Source organism: Spiroplasma turonicum, assembly GCF_001262715.1.
Lineage (GTDB): Bacteria > Bacillota_I > Bacilli_A > Mycoplasmatales > Mycoplasmataceae > Spiroplasma_A > Spiroplasma_A turonicum.
This window is the reverse complement of sequence record NZ_CP012328.1, coordinates 791,788-812,443: the sequence shown is the minus strand read 5'-3', so window position 1 is coordinate 812,443 and position 20,656 is coordinate 791,788. Positions and strand designations below refer to the sequence as shown.

The 20,656-nt window shown below is 21.4% G+C and carries 16 protein-coding genes; 14 read left to right on the top strand and 2 right to left on the bottom strand.

Annotated features, from left to right (window positions below; genetic code table 4):
* Positions 1–24: 24 nt before the first annotated feature.
* Both STURON_RS03585 and STURON_RS03580 read right to left on the bottom strand, forming a co-directional pair.
* Positions 25–1,065: an alcohol dehydrogenase catalytic domain-containing protein gene (locus tag STURON_RS03585; protein ID WP_075048517.1), complete on the bottom strand. Its 1,041-nt coding sequence runs from the start codon at positions 1,063–1,065 to the stop codon at positions 25–27.
* 157 nt (positions 1,066–1,222) lie between these two features.
* Positions 1,223–1,972 carry a MurR/RpiR family transcriptional regulator gene (locus tag STURON_RS03580; protein WP_075048516.1) on the bottom strand — a complete coding sequence of 250 codons (750 nt, stop codon included), beginning with the start codon at positions 1,970–1,972 and terminating at the stop codon, positions 1,223–1,225.
* A 118-nt stretch (positions 1,973–2,090) separates the two neighbouring features.
* On the opposite strand from STURON_RS03580, the gene STURON_RS03575 reads away from it, so the two are divergent.
* The 14 genes from STURON_RS03575 (at position 2,091) to STURON_RS03505 (ending at position 19,610) form a co-directional block, all read left to right on the top strand.
* Positions 2,091–3,461, top strand: a complete 1,371-nt coding sequence (locus STURON_RS03575) for a glycoside hydrolase family 1 protein (protein WP_075048515.1) — start codon at positions 2,091–2,093, stop codon at positions 3,459–3,461.
* Positions 3,454–5,124, top strand: a complete 1,671-nt coding sequence (locus STURON_RS03570; RefSeq protein WP_075048514.1) for a PTS transporter subunit EIIB — start codon at positions 3,454–3,456, stop codon at positions 5,122–5,124. Before STURON_RS03575 ends, STURON_RS03570 begins: the two co-directional genes overlap by 8 nt.
* Positions 5,125–5,565: 441 nt before the next feature.
* Positions 5,566–6,147, top strand: coding sequence for a hypothetical protein (locus tag STURON_RS03565; protein WP_075048513.1), 582 nt, complete (start codon positions 5,566–5,568; stop codon positions 6,145–6,147).
* A 16-nt stretch (positions 6,148–6,163) separates the two neighbouring features.
* Positions 6,164–6,919 carry a hypothetical protein gene (locus tag STURON_RS03560; RefSeq protein ID WP_075048512.1) on the top strand — a complete coding sequence of 252 codons (756 nt, stop codon included), beginning with the start codon at positions 6,164–6,166 and terminating at the stop codon, positions 6,917–6,919.
* Between the two features lie 4 nt (positions 6,920–6,923).
* Positions 6,924–7,775 (top strand): hypothetical protein, encoded by an 852-nt coding sequence (locus STURON_RS03555; protein ID WP_075048511.1) that lies wholly within the window; start codon positions 6,924–6,926, stop codon positions 7,773–7,775.
* Entirely contained in the window at positions 7,775–10,450 is a 2,676-nt protein-coding gene (locus tag STURON_RS03550) for an endo-beta-N-acetylglucosaminidase (protein ID WP_075048510.1), read from the top strand. Before STURON_RS03555 ends, STURON_RS03550 begins: the two co-directional genes overlap by 1 nt.
* A 166-nt stretch (positions 10,451–10,616) precedes the next feature.
* Positions 10,617–11,288 (top strand): hypothetical protein, encoded by a 672-nt coding sequence (locus STURON_RS03545; RefSeq protein WP_144416193.1) that lies wholly within the window; start codon positions 10,617–10,619, stop codon positions 11,286–11,288.
* 17 nt (positions 11,289–11,305) lie between these two features.
* On the top strand, positions 11,306–12,013 hold the full coding sequence (locus STURON_RS03540) for an ATP-binding cassette domain-containing protein (protein WP_075048508.1): 708 nt from the start codon (positions 11,306–11,308) through the stop codon (positions 12,011–12,013).
* A gap of 396 nt (positions 12,014–12,409) precedes the next feature.
* A complete protein-coding gene (locus tag STURON_RS03535) occupies positions 12,410–12,982 on the top strand; it encodes a hypothetical protein (RefSeq protein ID WP_144416192.1) in 573 nt (190 codons plus the stop codon).
* Positions 12,983–13,312 (top strand): hypothetical protein, encoded by a 330-nt coding sequence (locus STURON_RS03530; RefSeq protein ID WP_075048506.1) that lies wholly within the window; start codon positions 12,983–12,985, stop codon positions 13,310–13,312. It abuts the gene before it with no gap.
* Positions 13,313–14,330: 1,018 nt separating this feature from the next.
* Positions 14,331–16,064, top strand: a complete 1,734-nt coding sequence (locus STURON_RS03520) for an ATP-binding cassette domain-containing protein (protein WP_075048504.1) — start codon at positions 14,331–14,333, stop codon at positions 16,062–16,064.
* A 128-nt stretch (positions 16,065–16,192) separates the two neighbouring features.
* Complete coding sequence (locus tag STURON_RS03515; protein WP_075048503.1) at positions 16,193–17,941, top strand: hypothetical protein; 1,749 nt, start codon at positions 16,193–16,195, stop codon at positions 17,939–17,941.
* 131 nt (positions 17,942–18,072) lie between these two features.
* On the top strand, positions 18,073–19,113 hold the full coding sequence (locus STURON_RS03510) for a hypothetical protein (RefSeq protein WP_075048502.1): 1,041 nt from the start codon (positions 18,073–18,075) through the stop codon (positions 19,111–19,113).
* Between the two features lie 209 nt (positions 19,114–19,322).
* Positions 19,323–19,610, top strand: coding sequence for a hypothetical protein (locus tag STURON_RS03505; RefSeq protein WP_075048501.1), 288 nt, complete (start codon positions 19,323–19,325; stop codon positions 19,608–19,610).
* Positions 19,611–20,656 lie beyond the last annotated feature (1,046 nt).

The window sequence follows — 20,656 nt, the reverse complement described above, 5'->3', positions numbered from 1 at the left end:
AAGAATATTTTTTTCATAATTATTTTAAAATTTTATTAATACTTTTAATGCTTTATTATCTTTTGCATTTTTAAATACATCAAATGCTTCTAAAAAATTATTAAAGTTAAAATTGTGAGAAAATAATTTATCAACAACTAATTCTCCATTATCAATCATTTTAATAAGATTTTTTGAAGAATAAGCATTTACTAAACCAGTTGTCAAAGTTATATTTTTTATTCATAAATCTTGCATATTGAATTTTACTGGTTCACCAAAGACTCCAACAATTGCTATTCTCCCTGTTGGAGCAACTATATTTTGTGCTATATCAAAAGTAGCATTTGATCCAATAGCTTCAATTACAACATTACAACCAATATTGTCAGTTAATTTCATAACACTATCAATTGCTTCTTTACCAGTTTCACATATTATATCTGTTGCACCAAGTGATTTGGCAAAATCAAGTCTTGATTTATCTAAATCTATCATTATAATTTTTTTTGGTTTTTTTAATAATGCTGTCATCATACCTGCTAAACCGATTGGGCCAGCACCGATTATTGTCACTATGTCATCTTCCTTAATTGAACCATTCAAAACTCCAATTTCATATGAAGTAGGGAAAATATCACTAATTAATGTAAATTTCTCAATTTCATTATCATCATTTATTTTATGCAGTGAGTTTGTTGCATGAGGAACTCTCAAATATTCAGCTTGAGTACCATCTATTAGGTGACCAAATATTCAACCTCCATCAACACAATGTGATTGAAAATTTTTATTGCAATATTCACAATTACCACAAGTAGTAATACAAGAAATAATTACTTTATCACCAATTTTAAAACCATTAACATTTGCTCCTAGCTCTTCAATTATCCCAATACCTTCATGACCCAATATACAACCATCAGGAACTTCAGGTACATCTCCTTTAATTATATGTATATCTGTACCACATATAGTTGTATATAACATTTTAACTATTGCATCAGTATTTTTTATTAATTTTGGTTTTTCAACATCTTTTATAATATAAGTTAGTTTATTTTTATCAAAACAAGCAGCTTTCATTTAAACACCTCCAAATTAATTTTACTCCTTTATATAAACCATGTTTTTATTTCAAACATATTAGAAGTTATTTCAAAAATAAATTTATATTTAATTAAAACATTAGCAAAAAATAATTATTAAGTTATCAACTAAATAAAATAAGTTTATAAAGATACTAAATCAAACCTTTAATAATTTTGCTTAATAAATACATTATTAAAATGCACCTAATTGATTCTAAAATTAATTTTCTTTCATAATAGTCAACAATAATTATATTATTACTCTCATTAAATTTATGTTTTTGAGATTTAGAACAAATCACTAATGCTTTTATATTTTTTTTTATAACTAAATTATAATAATTAATCACGTATTGATTGTCCAAACCAAAACCAAAAAAAATAAAAATATCATCTTCATTAGCACGATTAATTCATGCTTGATTTAATTTTCTTTGTATATTGATATTTGCTCTAAAACCATATAAACTTAATTCACTTACAAATAGTTCTGCATTAAAAAGTTGCTGATAACAACTTATAACATAAATATTTTTAGCACTTTTAATTATGTTTATAAATTTGTTAATCATATCATCTTGATTATCAATCATATTTAATGATTTATTAATTGTATTTCTATAGTTATCACTATTTGCATTTTTTTTAGAATTATTATAATCATAATATTCAGTTTCTATTTTTATTCTTATTGAGATTTCTTTAAAACCATCATAACCATATTTTTTAGCAAAAGTAGTAATTACTGATTCTGAGCAATAACTTACCTTGGAGCATTCATTTATTTTAGGCACAGTTTTTTCTTCTATACATTTCAATAAATAGTTTGCAATCATTACATGTGTCTGATTTTCAGGATTATTTTTTATTGTTATTAGTTTTTCCTTTATACTTTTAAACATTTAATACCTCAAATTTATAATAGCAAAATTTTTCTTATTTTTTTAAAAAATTCTCTATTTACATAATACTATTGTAAAAAATTATCCCAAGTATAAGATTCAGTTAGGAGGTAAATATATGATTAAATTTAACAAAAACTTTCAGTTAGGTGCATCAATTAGTGCATTACAAACTGAAGGTAGGGGCATAACCAATATCGGTAAATCAACTTTTGATAAGTACTTTGAAGAACATCCAGAGTTATTTTTTAACAAAGTTGGGCCCGATATAACTTGTGACATAACTAGAAATTATAAAGAAGACATTAAAAAATTTAAAGAGATTGGTTTTGATTCTTTTAGAACTAGTTTTTCATGATCTAGACTTTTCCCAGATGGAGAAAATGTTGATAATGATGCAGTAAATTTTTATCATTCATATATAAAAGAATTTAAGAAAAAAAATATTAAATTAATTATGACCTTGTTTCACTTTGATATGCCATTATGAGCACATAAAATTGGTGGTTGGTCTTCAAGAGAAGTTATAAACAAGTTTTTAATTTATTGTAATTTTGTATTCAATGAATATGGTGATGAGATTGATTATTATGTTACTTTTAATGAACCTTTAGTTCCAGTTTATGAAGGTTATTTAAATGATAAACATTACCCAGCAATTGATGATCCAAAAGAAGCTATAGAACAAGCTTTTGGTATTTTTCTTGCACATTCTAAGGTTTTATTAGAGTATAAAAAACATTCATTAAAAGCTAAAATTGGTTTAGTTTTTAATTGAAATTATACATATCCATTTTCAAATTCTATTAAAGATATAGAGGCAGCAAAAGTTTATGATGCATATGTAAATAGAGGGCCTTTAAACATAATGTTTAATGGCAGAATTGACCCAATATTAATTGATACTTTAAAAAGATATAATATGTTACCAAATTATTCTAAGGAAGAGTTAAATATTATTACTATGACTAAAATAGATTTTTTAGGAATAAATTATTATTTTCCATGTAGGGTTAGATTTAAACCAAATAATAAAAATAGATGAATTATGGATAACTACATAATTGAAATACCTAAAAACGCAAAAATAAATCCTCATAGGGGGTGAGAAATTTACCCGGAAGCTTTATATGAAATAGGTATGGAAATTAAAAATAATTATAATAATATTCCATGATATATTGCAGAAAATGGTATGGGTGTTGAAGGAGAGGACAAGTTTAGAGATAAAGATGGTATTATAGTTGATGATTACAGAATATCATTTATGAATGATCATCTTATGCAAATCAAAAAAGCCATTGATGATGGATCAAATTGTTTTGGTTATCATGTGTGAGCAGCCATTGATTGTTGAAGTTTTAGAAATGCTTTTAAAAATAGATATGGGTTAATTGAACTCAATCTAAATGATCAATCAAGAAAGTTTAAAAAATCTGCATTTTGATTTAAAAGTTTAATAGAAAATAAGGTTCTATATAATGATTAAAAAAAAGTATATAGATGCAGTACAAGATTTATTTAATAAATTAGGCGGGTATGACAATATTATTTCATTTACACATTGTATGACAAGAATGAGATTTCATTTGAAAAACTGAAGTATAATTAATGATAATGAAATTAAAAATAATTCTTTTACAACTGGTATTAAAAAAAATGAAAGTTCTAATGAATATCAAGTTATTATTGGTATGGATGTAGCTGATTTTTATCAAACATTTTGTAAAATAAATAATTATGATATTGATGGAAAAACCATAATTAATCAAGAGATTAATAAATTAGAAAAAAATGATGAATTCAAAACAACACAATCTCAAGAAATACAATCTTTAAAAAATAGGTTTAAATTTAAAGGTATAACTAATAAATGTCTTACATTTATTTCGAAAGTGTTTTCACCAATTGTTTATCCATTAATTGGTTATGGGCTTCTATTAACAATTTGATCATTATTAACTGTAGAATGAAATGGTGAAGGTAGTTCAGTAAGTGAAAGTGTACACTTTTTTGGACAATTTGCAAGTATTTTAAATGTTCTAACAAATACATTTTCATTATTTATAACTATTGCAGTTGGATATACTGTTTTTAAAGCAATGCGCTGTACATCAATTTATGGAATTTTAATAGCCGTAGTTTTAACAGCTCCAGGTTTAATAAACATGGGAGATGTAAAACCTAGTACTGGTCAAACAATATTAGGAGAATACCCAGGTTGAACATTATTTGGTGATGAAATAAAATACCCATTTAAAATAAACTTTAATGGTTTAATGGTTCCAATGATTGGTGTAGCTATATTTGGTGCTTATATGGAAAGATGAACTTCTAAAATATCTAATACCACTGCTAAAAATATATTAAGTCCAATATTAATAATAGGGGTTACATTCATATTTGCGATATTTATAGTAGCACCAATAGGTATGTTATTCACAAATTATTTATCTATAGGAGTAAACTGATTAAGTACTAATTATATTGCAAAATATATTGCTTTACCACTTTTAGGAGCATTATATGGACCTCTTGTAATTACTGGATTGCATCATTCACTTACACCTATAATTTTGCAAGGTCAAGCAACTTATGGAGCAACAATTATTCAAGGGTTATGTACTTTGTCAAATGTTTCACAAGGTGTTGCTACGATTGCATTTGTAGTTTTAAATAGGAAAATAAAACAATTAAGAGAATTAGGTATTTCAAATGGAGTATCTGCTATAGTGGGTGGAATAACTGAACCATCTTTATTTACAGTAAATTTGAAACACCTTTATCCATTAATTTCTTGTTCAATAGGAGTTTTTTGTGGAAGCATTGTATTAGTTGCATCAAACACCTATGCCTTACAAGGAGCTAGTTCTATATTTGGTTATTTAATGTTTCAACACAAAGCACCTGTTTTAACTGGGGTTGATACTTGAGTTGGTGGTGGTTTTTTATGAGGAGCTATTTCAATTCTTGTTAGTTGTCTTGTAACATTTATGACAACCATTTTACTTGGAAAAATAAAATATTTTTCTAATAGAAGCAGAAACTTATTATTAGAAGATTTTAATGAAGATATATTTGAATTAAGATTAATGAAGAAAACTGATTACTTAAACTATTTGAAAAATAAAACTAAACAAATAAAAAAATAAAATTAGCAACAATTTAAAATTAATTAAAAAAATATTAAATTCAAAAAATATTAAATTCAAAAAATATTTACAAAAAATTATTGTATTCATATATAAAGTAATTTTTGAAAATTAAATTATTAATAAAAATAATTTGTTTGACCAATGTAAAATCATTGGTTTTTTATTATATTATGATAAAAATTATTCATAAATTTGAGTAGCAATACCTTTATTTATAACTATAATTACTTATTTTTTATATATTATACATTAAGACTGTAACTGCATATAAAATTAATAAAAAGTAATTTTTAAATAATGTATAAATTATTTTATTAATAAAACATTTTTGTAATGTAAAAAAAATTTTGTTTTTACTTTTTATTTGTAAATTTTTAATTAATATATTTTGTTTAATATAATTCATTATTATGTTAATATATTTATATGGGGAATATTATGAAATTAAAATTTTTTTTGATAAATTTTTTTGTTATTTTTTTATGTTTAAATGTTATTTCTTGTGGTGAAACAACAAATTATTCACAAGATACAATAAATTCAAATCCAAAAGAATTAGAATATAAAGAAAAAAAGACCGATTTAAATGTAATAAATCTACTAAAAAATGAAATAACTACAATTTACAATGAAGATGATGAGTCACCATTAAGTATTGTTGACAAAAAATTGACAAAGGATTATATTGATACACCTTCTAATGAATATACTGATAAAGATCAGTATAAATATGACATTGATTCATATAAAGGCACATTTTTACTTGTTAATGGTGAGTTCTCAAGTGAGTATGCATCATTTTCTAATGAATTAAAAGAAATATTTTATGTTATTGATAGTTATAAAAATAAAGAAAGTGATTATGAGTGAATAAACTATTTCTTTTCAATTGAAGGCAAGAAAGGAAATAACTATTTTACATTATTTGTAAATCAAGAAGTAATTACTTTTAACGAAACTTCTAACTGTTATAAATATATATATAACTTGAGATTTATAAAAAATATTTATATCAATTAATAAATAGGGGATGATTATGAAAGCAAAACTTAAATTATTATTATTATTACTTCCAATTATAATTGTATTTATCATAAATATTGCATTATTTATATCTTCATTTAAGAAAATAGATTATACACTAGAAGGTCGTTTAGAAACAATAATTAGAAAAAATGATATTTGACCTGATACATCTTATGATTATTTAAATATTTGAGAAGACTTACAAGAAAAGACTCTTGATGAATTGAATAATTCTTCAAGTAGGATAACAAATTATTATTCTTCTAATTATGTTAGATTATTTTCAATCTATAAGGATAATAAATATAGTGGTAATAAAGATGAATTTGGAGTACCAAACTATGAACTTGATAATCTACTTCAAGATATTTATAATTCAGATGAAGTTCAATTTCAAAGTGCTTATTTATTGAAGTCTTTATTTATTGAAGCTCAAATTAACTATATTAAAGGAAATTTTAATAATCTAATAAATCCTACAAGTGAAATTGTTTTATGATCATTCAAATATTTTAATGCTTTAGTTTTTTTTAATTGATTAAAAATCTGAGTCCAAGATTTGGGTAGAACTGTTGAAAAACCTTTAAGCATAGATTTTTACACTTTTGGAAGCTATATTAGAGGTGATGAATTGGGAAGAGAAAGATGAGATTTGCCACCAATTTTTAATAATAATGAACCAATTCCTGTTACTAGGATTAATGGTGTATTAAAAGAATTTATTGACAATTTATATAATTTTGTTTTTATAAAAAATAGGAGTTAGGAATATGATAAAAAATAATTTTATATCATTTATGATATTGTTTAATTTAGTTTTCAAAAATATTTTTTTAAGTTTAAAAACTTATATTTATTGCTTTGTTCTATCATCATTCTTATTTATTTTATTCTTATTTTTTAACTATAATATTAATTATAATTTAATATTACCTCCATTATTAATGAACTTATTTTGTATCTCAATATTTTGCACATCTTTTTATATCGGTTTAGTTATAATTGAATGAAAAAAAAGAATGTATTTATTAAAGCTTAAATTAGGAGAAATTAATGTTTATAACTTTGGTGTAGTTTTGATAATATTAAATTCTATTCTATTTATTCTTAGTTTTTTATTAAATTTATTAATATTTAGTATATTGATAAATTACGATATTTTAATTATCGATTCTTCAATATTGGGCAATTTAAATAGCTTTGTTTTTTCAATTTTCTTTTTAAATTTAATCTTACTTATTATATTTTTAACAGTAATAGTTTTATTAATAAGTTCTATTTTTACAAAATCAGCTTTTAATATAATTTTTTTAATAGTGTTTATTCTAATGACAGTTTTATTCTCCGATACTTTATTAGACCCGAATTTATTTAATCAAAATATGTTTTATATAATAATTGGTTATTTAAACCCTGCAAAATATTTTATATGAACTGGAATGTTATTTACTTCATATACATTTTATGATTTTTATGGAATAACTCAAATAATTGAAAAATATTTTCAAGGTAGTTTTTCACCATTTACTAATATTTATTCAACTATAATACCATCAATTGCATTTATTGTTTTATCAATCTTTTTATATATTAAATTCTTTAAATGGGGGGTTAAAAAATAATGAAAAAACTATTATCAGTACTATTATTGACTTCATTGCCAATAGTTTTTGTAACTCAATCTATATCATGTAGTTTAGATTTTAGTAAGGATTCAAATTACATTAAAGATTTAGAAAACTTTAATTGAAAAGATCCAAACCTTGGAGATGGAACAAATTTCGATCCTTACGACGATGTAAATAAAGTTGATGAAATTAATACAGATGTTAAAAATTTAGGAGAAGTAACTTATGACAATGTTGGTAATTACATTGATTATAATAATTTTAATACTGGTTTTCAATGAAAACAAAATATTGATAAACAAGCAGTAACTGGAGTTCCATTAAATAAAGGTTTTATGCCAAATGGTAATTATGCAAAAGATTTTGGAACTAATTCACCAGCACAATCATTTAGAAGATTAAATTCAATATTAGATTGAGATCCAAATGTAGATAATGATTCTAAGTACAATAAATCAGAAAAAAAATTATTAAAATCTGAATTTACTTCAGCTAAAAATGTTAGTACTCAAGACCAAAAACTTAAATATAATTATTTAGGATTTTCTACCAGAAAGCATAGAACTTTTGACAATACAATTGTTGGAACAAAAAACCCTTTTGAAAATACAAATTTAAACTGACAATACAATAATATATTTATTAATTGATCTGGTTCTTGATTTGAAGGACCAATTATTCCACCACCAGCAGATGTTATTGAATTAGCACACTTAAATGGCTCAAAAATATTTGGAAATATATTTTTAGATGGTTATCATGGTTTAACAAAAGAAATGATAAAAGATTTTGTTAAAAAAGATTCTAATGGTAACTATTTAATTGTAGATAAACTAATTGAAATTGCTAATTATATTGGTTTTAATGGGTGGTTTATAAATAATGAATCTAATGGAGTTAGTCCAAATGGCACTGTATTAGATTATGAAGTAATGGCAAAAATTATTTCAGATTTTAATGCTAAAACAGCACTTTCTAAAAATGAAGATATAAAAAACTTAAATCTAATATACTATAGAAATGATTCAACTGTATCTTATAATGGTAATAAATATTATGATAATGAAACAGTAAGAATGGCTTCAACAGGTTATAAAGACGAAAATGTAAATAAATTAACTGAATTACAAGTTAATTTTGGTGAATTACCAGAAAGAGCGCTCCACTTTTTAGAGCAAAACCCAGACTACAATCCTGAAAATTTATATACAATGATTGACGGTGGATATAATGGATATATATCAGGATCATATGACTATAGAAATTTAGCATATAAAAAATCTGCAGATTCTGCAAATAATGGCGCTGTTTATGACAAATCAATTTACAGCAGTTTCTCTACTTATTTAGATGAAGGTTCAGGAAGTTTTGCATTGCCTGCTTTAAAATTAACAACAAGAGACTTATCTGATAATAGAAAATTTATATTTGAAGCACAAGTTGGTCATTTATTTAATGATATTCAATATAGTGGAACAAATTTATTTTTAAGTGAAGATGACAACGGTGTAAATGCATCTAAATTAAAAAAATATACTAATGGTATTGATTATAGAAGTGAGTTTATTAAAGCAGATCCAAGAATTCATTTTGACGAAGAATATGAAGTCAATAAAAATATACTTGAAAACATTTATGACTTTTCTACAAATAAAAAAAATATTAATACTAATAGTTATGGTATTGGTAATTTAATTCAGGAAAAAACAGTATTTAATGATGAAAATATTAAAGATAATAATTTAAAAACTAACTTTTCAACTGGTAGTGGTATAAAATTTGTTAATGCAAATGTTTTTAATGAATATCCTTGAACAAACAGAAGATTAGCTGACATACTACCGACTTATAAATGAAGATTTTTTAATGTAAAAAATCCAAAAACTGCTTTACCAATCAATCAATTTTCTGGTGGTTATGACTATGATGAAGTCTATAAAAAAGGTAATTCAATTGTAATCGGTAATGGTTTTAATGAGGCAGGAGAAATTTTAAACTCATCATCTTGAGACTTAAATGAAACCTATGGTTGAGATATAATTGGTACAAATATTAAAGATAATAAAAAGAAAATCAATATAGTTTATAAAGATAATAGCAAAGATAATAATACATTAGTTTCATTTAGATTATCATTTGCAGATAATTTAGGAAATTTAAATAATGAAACTATAAAAAGTATTCAACCCGATGAAGTTGAAAAGTTAGATAATGGTTGAAGAAGAATCACTTTAAACTTAGATAACATAAATATTTCAGAGAACAACCCATTAGCTATGGTTGGACTAAATATTAAACCAAATTCAGAAGATTTTAAACTTAATGTTGGTGAATTAAGTATTTCTGATATAAGCTATAAAGATAAAAAATTAGAAGTAATTATTTCAAAAGTTAAATCTGAATATATAATATATCGTGATTTTGAAAATACTTATAAATATAGTTTAAGATTTAATTGAAATAGTGATAATTTAGATTCGTTAAGTTATTTTGATATATTAATATACACAAATGAAAATGAATATTATAAAATTGGTGAAACAAATCAATTACAGTATTATTTAAAAGATTTAGAATTAATTGATGGTAAATTAAATATTGCAATAAAACCAATATATAAAAATGATAAGGAAGGTAAGATTTATAAATTCTTTATAAATCTAGTTTAATATGAAAATAACTAATTTTAATAATTGTGTAAAATATATTTTTAAAACAACTTTATTAAACATTTATACTTATATATATTGTTTAATATTGCCTTTAATTTTTGGATTACTTATTTATAATTATTATATTTATAATTATTTGTCTTCAAAAAGATTAATATTAATAATGCCATTTATTTTTTTCATATTAAATATTTCTTCATTATTTATTTCATATTTAATAATAACTTGAAGAGAAACTATCTTTATAAAACAATTAAAAAATTTTGGAATAAATAAATTAACATTTTTGTTATCACTATTTGTTGTTTATTTAATATACTCACTTGGAGTTCTTATAATAATTTTGTCTATATTTTTATCAATAGATAAAATAAGAGGCACAAGTATGGTTATAGATATGTTTGTTAAACTATTCAGTAGCGCATCAGTAGTTATGGTAATATTTAATATTTTTTTAATGATAATTTATGTTTATTTAACGTCAATATTAATTTCTGGTTTTTTAAGAAATATTTATATTGTACAGTCATTGATGATTTTATTTTTATTATTTACATTATTTACTTCAGATGCATTAATGGATCTGAAATTTTATAACAGTACTTTTTATCAAATTATTAGTTATTTGAATCCCCAAAAATATTTCAACTGAATTTTTTATATAGCATATACTAACTCATGATTAGGTGGGCAGAACTTATTTAAAATTGTGAATAATATTGATATTATTATTGCATTTAAGAATATATTTGTTCCATTATTTTCTATGATTATTTTATTATCAACAATTTCTTTATTAAGTTATTATAGTTTCAATATATCACTTAGAAAGTAATTATAAAAAGGAGTATTATGATTAAAATTGAAAAAGTAAATAAATTTTATGGTAAGAAGCATGTTTTAAAAGATGTAGATTTGGTTATTAAAGATAATTCTTCTGTTGCATTTATTGGTTCTAATGGGAGTGGTAAAACAACTTTAGTTGAAATTATCGCAGAATTATTAAAACCGACTTCTGGAACAGTAAAATACATTGATGATGCCACAAACAATGTAATTAAAAAAAGAGTTGGTATGCAATTTCAAGATGGAAGTTGACCACCAGGAACTAAAATCTTGGATTTAGTTAAATTTTATAAAAATAAAGCATTTTTAAAAACAGATGAATTTAATGATTTAGTTGCTTCTTTTAGTCTTGAAAAGTTTATAAATAAAACAATTGACTCTTTATCTGGTGGTGAAAGGCAAAGGGCAAATTGTTTTTTATCTATAATAAATAAACCTGAAGTACTAATACTTGATGAACTTATAACTGGTTTAGATTTAGAAATGCAAATAAAATTAGTTAATTATTTTAAAAATTACAAAAATAAAAATAACTTATCACTTTTAGTTGTTTCTCATATACCTGAAGAAGTTGAAGAATTATGTGATAGAGTTATAATTTTAAAAGATGGTGTAGTTTTTGAAGATAAAAAAATGAGCCAAATTTTAAAAGAACACGGGTCTTTAAGAAAGAGATTAATAAAATATTACAATATTGAAATTATTAATAAATAAATATTTACAGATAAATACTAGTAAAAATGAAGCTAAGTAGACCAGTATAAAATTACTGGTTTTTTTGATAGAAAGGAAATAATGCCAAAAATTTATGAAAAGAATAAAAAAACTGAAGCCGTAAAAAGGTACAAAAACGGCGAAAATATAGACAAAATAGCTAATGATTTAAATATTAAAGCAGGATAGCAATTAATAAGAATCTGATATAAGTCCTCAAAATCTTGTTATTCTTATATTATATATAAGGATTGCAAAGAGGTTAAATTGATGAGTCAAAAGTTAAAAAAAATTTTATTTCTAAGGAACTTAAAGAAAAAAATAAAGAAAATAAATTACTTAAGGACCGAATAAAAAAATTAGAAAAAAAACTTAAAGTTTGAGATTGAAGAAAAAATGTTAGCAATAGCGAGTAAAGAAATATTGGAAAAGTCCATTCCTTCTTGCACGGCAACAATATTGATGAATTTATTGAAAATGAGCAAGAAGGAAAAGATAATGATAATGGCAACAAAAGCTTATAAATATTATGTAAGATTTCAAATATATTATTTAATTGCTAATTATGTTATGGGAACCAATAGGTTAATAAAGTATTTTAAAGTTCATAAAAATACATATTCGAAATTTAAAATAAGATTAAAATTAGAAAACCCTATTTTGTTATACAAATTCAAGCTAAAGATTCCAACTATTAATAGCTTTGAAAATGAAAGATTTGAAAATGCAGTAGATTTAGAAAAAGATTTTAAAGAAGCAAATAATGATTTACAAACAGGTTATCTATTAATAAGGAGATGAATTTTTGTTAATAAGAATAGAAGAGTCTCTGAAAAAATGATTAACCTTATCAAAAGAGAAAAACCTAAGATATTTAAAAACTTATTTAGTAGGGATAATTTTAAAAAATCAAGTTATTTCAATGAATCTAAAAAACATAACTCTTATGTTAGAGATGATTTGATTTAAATGAATTACAATACTCCTAATGTAGTTGGAGTTGATGGTACTAATCTAAAAATAGAATTAAATAATTCTTCTTATAAAACAAAATTAAATTGCATGATATCTTATGACTGGGATTTAAAAACTATTGTTGCATATAACTTTGATAAAAACGAAAATTCAAACAGCTCGTTAAAGGTTTTTAATAGAATAAATGAGTATTCAATAAACACTAAATCAAACAAAGTAATACAATCTGGCAAAGGTTTAGCTTTTTCATGTAAAAAAATATTTGAATATGTAAATAAGAATAATAATATAGTGCATTCTATGTCTAGAAGAGTTTTTAAATAACGCCTCAACCGAAAGTTTAAATAGATGAGTAAAAGAAAAGTTTTTTAAAACTTTTGGGTGTAAATTTAAAAATATACAAATTTTTATGATACTTTTAGAAAATTTGTTTATAACTTTAATAAATTACAATTTTTGAAATATAATATATTTGATCAAAAAAAACAACATTTATAAAATAACTGGTTTACTTAGGTTACACGATGCTAATTTTAAAAGGTAGATTTTTTATAAAATAGTACAAAATAAATAGAAAAAATATTTTATTACTATAAAACTTTAGTTAGAAATTTAATAATGTAATTATTTTGTAAAATACTTTTAAATTAATATTAATACTTCATTTGTGTTAAATATTTTGTATAATTAATACTATGAAATATAATATAATCAAAAGAAAATTATTAATAATACTAATAATATGTATAATTATATTTTTGTTTCCTGTACAACTAGATTTATCTGATTCTTACATGGAACAAATTATGTTTATATCATTTTCATTTTTAATAATATTACTTTATATATTTCAATTTAAATATATTACTAAAAAGATTTTTAATTACAAAATCAATAAAAACTCAATTATTATTGATACTTTGACATTCAATAAAAAAGATTTATTATTAGGTATACTATATTTGTATATTTTTTATTTAGGAATTAAAGCCCCATATAAATCTTTTGATGTATTTAGATTTATTGATATTATTATTATTCTTTATTTTTGTGTAAATATATATATAATATTTTTTAATAAATGTGATTATGAAATAACTAAATTAAAATTAGTTTATAAAAAAGTTTTGACTAATCTAAAAAAACGATTAGAAAATTACATATGCTTAATTTATAAAATATTATTAGTATTTATAAACTTATTTAAAAAGATTAAATACAAACTTCATTTCTTTTCATTTAAAATTCTTTATTCTATTACTAAGCAAAAAAAACTATTAAAGCTAAAATATTATGATATGTTTAAATCTCTTTGTTAATTTTTTTGACAAGGAGGTAAAAAATGAAAGAAAATGTTATAGAAACAAAGAAATTAACAAAAAAATACAAAAATGGTTATGGTATATTTGATATAGATTTAATAATTAATTATGGTAGTGTATTTGGCTATTTAGGGCCAAATGGTGCTGGTAAGTCTACAAGCATTAGAGCTTTATTAGGTTTTATTAAACCAACATCTGGAAATGCAAATATATTAATTGATGAAGATAAAATAAATAAATTTACTTCATATGATTCATGGACTGATTCTAGTAAGGTAAATAGAAAAGTAGGTTATGTACCTGGAGAAATTGCATTTCCAGAAAATTTAACAGGAATACAATTCATTAAAGAAATTTATGGATTAAGAAAACTAGATAATTGAGACTATGTAAATGAATTAATACAATATTGAAATGTTGATGTTTCGATAAAAATTAAAAAATTATCAAAAGGTAATAAACAAAAAATTGCTTTAATTACAGCTTGAATGCATAATCCAGATATAATAATTTTAGATGAACCAACAACTGGTCTAGACCCTTTGATGCAACAAAAATTTATAGATTTAGTAAATAAATCTAAGAATGAAGGTAAAGCAATTATACTTTCTTCACATGTATTCTCAGAGATTGAAAAAGTATGTGATAATGTAGCAATTATTAAACAAGGTAAAATAATTTCATTGATTAATATAAATGAATTACAACAAAGTAATAAAAGTTCATACATAATAAAAGTTAAAAATAGTATTAATATTGAACAATTATCTAATAAAAATATAAATGTCATCAGTTATAGTAAAAACGATTTTAAAGTTGAAATTAATAATGACGATCACAATAAATTAATTGATGTTTTATCAACGTTTAATGTTGTCAAGATACAAGAAATAAAATTTGATCTAGAAGATTATTTTATGAGTTACTATGATCAAACCAAAGAAAAAAGCATAAATCAAAGTGCTGAAAAAACTTTAATCAAAACTAAATCAAAAAAACATAACTTATTTACAGTTACTTTGAGAAAACATTACATATATTGATTAGTCACAACTTTAATGACTATTCTATTTAGTTCAAGCATATTAGGATTTACATTATATTCTGATAGTTTTATTAGTAGTGATTCTGACTCTTCAGTTTCAGGTTTAGTAGCTGGAAGTATAACTAGTTCAACTTCATTTATATTCTTAATATATTTAGTGCATATTATAATTTCAGGTAACTCAATTCTGGTTAGTGAAGTTGAGAAGGGTACTTTGGTAAATATATTAATTGCAAATCAATCTAGAAAAAGCATAATTTTAACAAAAATGTTTACATTAATACTTGGATATACTTTATCAATATTGCTTTTATTTATATTTAACATAATATTAATATTAGCATCAAGTAAATCAAATTCAGTTGATATAGGAATTATAATAATTAATTTCTTAGGATTATACTTATTATTAATTGCTTTAATTTCAATAGTATTCTTATGTAGTAGTATTTTTAATAAAAGTGCAATATCATTAGCTGTTGGTGGTGGTTTATGTGTTATATTTTTCTTTTTCGCTGTTTTAGGACAAACAGTGGACTCTTTAAAAGTTTTAAAATATTTATCAATAAATTCACTTACAAACTTTAATATGACAAATGCAAATGAAGTTTCAAAATACATATCAAAAATAATATTTTTAATTATAATATCAATATCATGTTATATTTCATCATATTTTGTATTCATTAAAAAAGATTTACATTTATAATATTTTTAAAATCCTCAATATATAGATAAGCTTATATTCTAAATCTATCTTTATAAAGAGGTTTTTTTTAATATTTAATTAAATAATTATAAAAAAGTATTCATACAAAATTATTGTATAATATGCTTATGTTATTACTCAAAACAAAAAACTTAAATTTTTCATACAAAAAAGCATTAATCAGGATTTTTAATAGTTTTTATTTAGATTTTAAAGAGAATTATTTAAGTATATTCATTAAAAACTCAGAATTTGATCAATTTATTTCAAGTCTTAAAAAAATAAGTAGCATTGAAGATTTTAAGTTGTTTCAAGATATTTATAAAAAATTTTTTACTACTCATAAAATTAAAAAAACTAAAAAAGAATATTATAATCATTATATTTATTTAGTTTCAATAATATGTGATTCATTTTTAAGATTCTATAATAATGTTATTAATAATAATTTAAAAGTAGAAAATATTACAAATGAAAATGGTTTAAACGATTTGATTGATAGTTGTTTTAAAGTAGTTAATTTCTCATTTAAAAAATCATATAATAAAATTTGTGAATATAATAAACTTCATGATTATGAGTATAACTTTAATGATTATTTATTTAAAAATCTATTTTATAACTATATGCATATAGAACCTGAAAATTTAAAAAAATATACTGTTTATAATTATTTTTTAAGCTTTTTCAAAGAAAGATTAAATTTTGATGAAGCTGTTTATTATTTTAATAAACAATTTGAAGAAAATAATGATATAGTTAATGAATTAACTTATGAGTCACTTACATCAGTATATGTACTTTTATTTGCAAATATTTTTATTCATGTAATTACAAAATATCCCACTAATAACTTTAAATATTCTGTAGTTAATTTATATATTCAAGATATATGATTATTTTGTGGTTATGAAATTGAAGAATTTAAAAACGATAATAATGTTATAAATATAATTAAAGAAAATTTAAAGTACTCAGTTTTTAAGATGTTTCGTAGAGACCCTTGAGAAAAAGAAGAAGTTGATAGATTAATATTTTATTTATCAATAGAACTTAAACCTTATGTAAATAAAATAAATAAAGATTACTTTGATTTTGTTTATTTAATTGATAATTATCAAACAAAATATTTAGAAAAAAATTGAAATAATTATAATTTGGATAATTATAATTCTGAAATTAGAAATTATTGCGATTATTTTTTAAGATCGGTTATAAATACTTATACATTAAATTTTAATGATAAAAATAATGAAATCTATAAATTTCTAGATGAAACTGATAATTCAAATATATATAAAAATAAAGACAATACATTAAAATATGACTTATTTGAATTCTTAATAACACTAAAATCAAATATATGATTAAAACATATTATGAAGTATCATATTATTGTAGGTGACATTAACATAAATGATTTTAACAACAACATTATTTATAATAATTTTATATGAATGTTAAAAAATACATTAAATGAATCAATTTACGTATGTGCAAATTTATCAGAAATAAACTCTAAAATTAAAAAAGATTATAAACACATAATAAATAAGTTGTTATATTATAAAGAACTTGATATTAATTCATTCTCAGAAATTTATCAAGAGTATAATAATTTATTCAATGATTTAAAAATTTATGAAAAAATAAAAAGTATAAAATTTTATCAACCTTCACTTTTAATTGATAACTGCACCTTTGAAGAATTAATTATGCTTGAAAATAATGATTTTGATATAAATGAATTAGATGAAAATCAAATATATAAGTTATTTTATGCTTATTTAATTAAAATTAAATACTTATTATCTATTTTTGAATACTTAAGTCAAATGTTTTTAAAATATAACGAATTAATTAATTTAGAAGTATAATTAAGTTTAAGTAATAAAAATAAAGAATTTAAAAGTTATCTTTTAGTTTAAAAATATTTTCAAAACAATAAAATTATTTATTATTAAATATTAATAATCAAATTACACAATTAATAGAAAGAAATTAATAAATGGATAATTTAACCTTTTTAAATAATAAAATAAAGTCTTTAATTGATTTAAACCCAGAATTAAAGAAGTTAATAAACATAATTCAAAAGTATAAAAAGTTAAAAGAAATGTTTTGTTGATTTATTATTATTGGCTTATCATTAAGTATTATTTTTCTATTTTTGTTTACAAAGTTAGGTTTAAATTTAACAGGTATAAGTGTAATAACTTATATTATATATTTTATTATTTTCATATTAATAATAATGGGATTTATTGGATTTATTGGTTATAGAAGATATAAGTATTTATTAAAAAATACTTATATAGATCAAAATGTAACAAAATATTTATATAATAATAACGTAATTCAAAAAATCTATGAAGAATATTATTATAAATATATTAATAATGATAGAAATGATAATTTTAAAGTTAATATTGTTAAATATTTGCCAGATATGGTTGATATATATGATAACCATTATGGATATTTAACTGATGATTGCAATCGATTAAACAAATACATGCAAAACTCATTCAATATTACTTATAAAGGTAAAAAAATCTATTTTTATATATTAACTCCTAAAAGATATATAACATTTAGAGGTAAAAACAATAGAAAAGAAGAAACTTATGTGTCTAGAGCTTTGATATTTTATGATAATAAAAAGTTTGATAAAACTTTTAATAATATTAAAATAGTTCAAGGAAAAGATCCGGAAAAAGATCTTTTTCAATCTGAATCCATAAAGTTTAATGAAAAGTATTATATTAATCTTAAAAATAATGATATTAGAGCTGCTAGAGTTTTATCACCAAAGTTAATTGATTATCTTGCTAATATAGAATTGAAAAATTTATATTCAATTGGGATAAATGACGAAATATATGCTGATTGATTTCTTGTAAGCGATTTTGATTATAAAGAAGATATTTGTTCATTTAATACAATAGATGTTATAAATATGAATACTTTTATTAATAAATTAGTAAATAAAATAATTGATGATTTTGATTTATTTTTACAATTATTTAATTGTGTAAAAATAGTTTAATTATAATATTTACATAATAAAATTCGCACCAATAATTATTAATTATTTCAATAATACAGGATTTAAAAATTAACTCTTTATTTATCTATAAAAAATATAATAATTTATTACCTTTACAATATTTTAAACTCACAAAGTTTTAAAAAGATTTTTTTAACTAAAGAAAATAAACTTAAAAACTATTATGAAATACTATTGAAGGAATGAATATGAAAAAATTATCATACATATTAATCTCATTTGGTTTAATGGTCAGTTCAACTGCAAGTTTAATAAGTTGTGATTTTAATAATAACGCAATGAGTGGGTGTAATTCAATGCCAAATGGTGGTGAAGTAGAAAAAACTAATCCTGAACAAAACTCTAAATCTAGCAAGTCAGTGAAAATATTAGAATGTGAATTTGAAGATCTAGATGTATTTGCAAATAATGAAACTGATTGAAAAACAATTAATAAAACCTACAATAATGAAATTGAAAATGTAAAAAAAGTATAAGTAATATACAAAAAATTATTAACATTGACGATGAAAATTGCTAAAAATTAAGGTGAACAAATGAAAGCAATTGCTGAACTATACTTAAATTTTGATACTATTATAAATTAATATTTTATTTATATTTATATAAACAAAATATGAAAGTGATGAATATTTATTCAAAGTATAATGGATATAAATAATAATGATTTAGTTAGATTAATAGCAGGATATATGGAATTATTATCTTCTAGGATGGGGAATACGAGTTATATTTTGCATTTTTTAAATGAATGAGTTGAATATAAAAATTAACAAAAAAGCAAAACAACAACTGGATTATTTATGAACAAAATTATTTTTAAAAAAGGAAAAAAATATTATAACTTAAGTAAATAATTATTAGATAAAATTAAGTAAAATTAAATAAAATATTATTGAAAATTTAAATGTATTTTGATAATATAAATATGCAAGTTAAATCTTGGTTCTATAATATTGACTGATTGCGATATCTGGTCTAAATAATTCATTTGTATAAATATAATATACTATAATGAATTATGGGTAAGCTTTTTGCAAAAGCTAAAAATAGGGTTAAACCCTATTTTTTTATGTTTTGTTTAATTTGGTAAATATAGTACTAGTGTTACTAGTACTATATTTTTTTATTTTTGTTAAATTCTAATACAAAATTTTATTATTTTTTTACTTTGAAAAACTCACAAACAAAAAATAGTTTTAAAATAACTATTTATTTAAAAATAGGTGAAAAACAGTCAATTTAGGTAATGAAGAAGACAGAAGTTATTTTTTTTGAATGTTCAAAAAATAATACTTTATCAAAAGAAGTAGTAAATGAGTGTCTAAATTAATATATGAAGTTCTTGCTGAATTGGATGATATTAATGATGGAATCAAATAAATTAAAAATATTTTTAGAATTATCAACTGATTAAAAAAATCTTATAATAGTCTTATCAAACCAAAGTAATAAACCAATTGAATTTTTTAAGAAATTAATGTAGAAGAACTTAAATTTAATGAAAAAAACTATATAATGA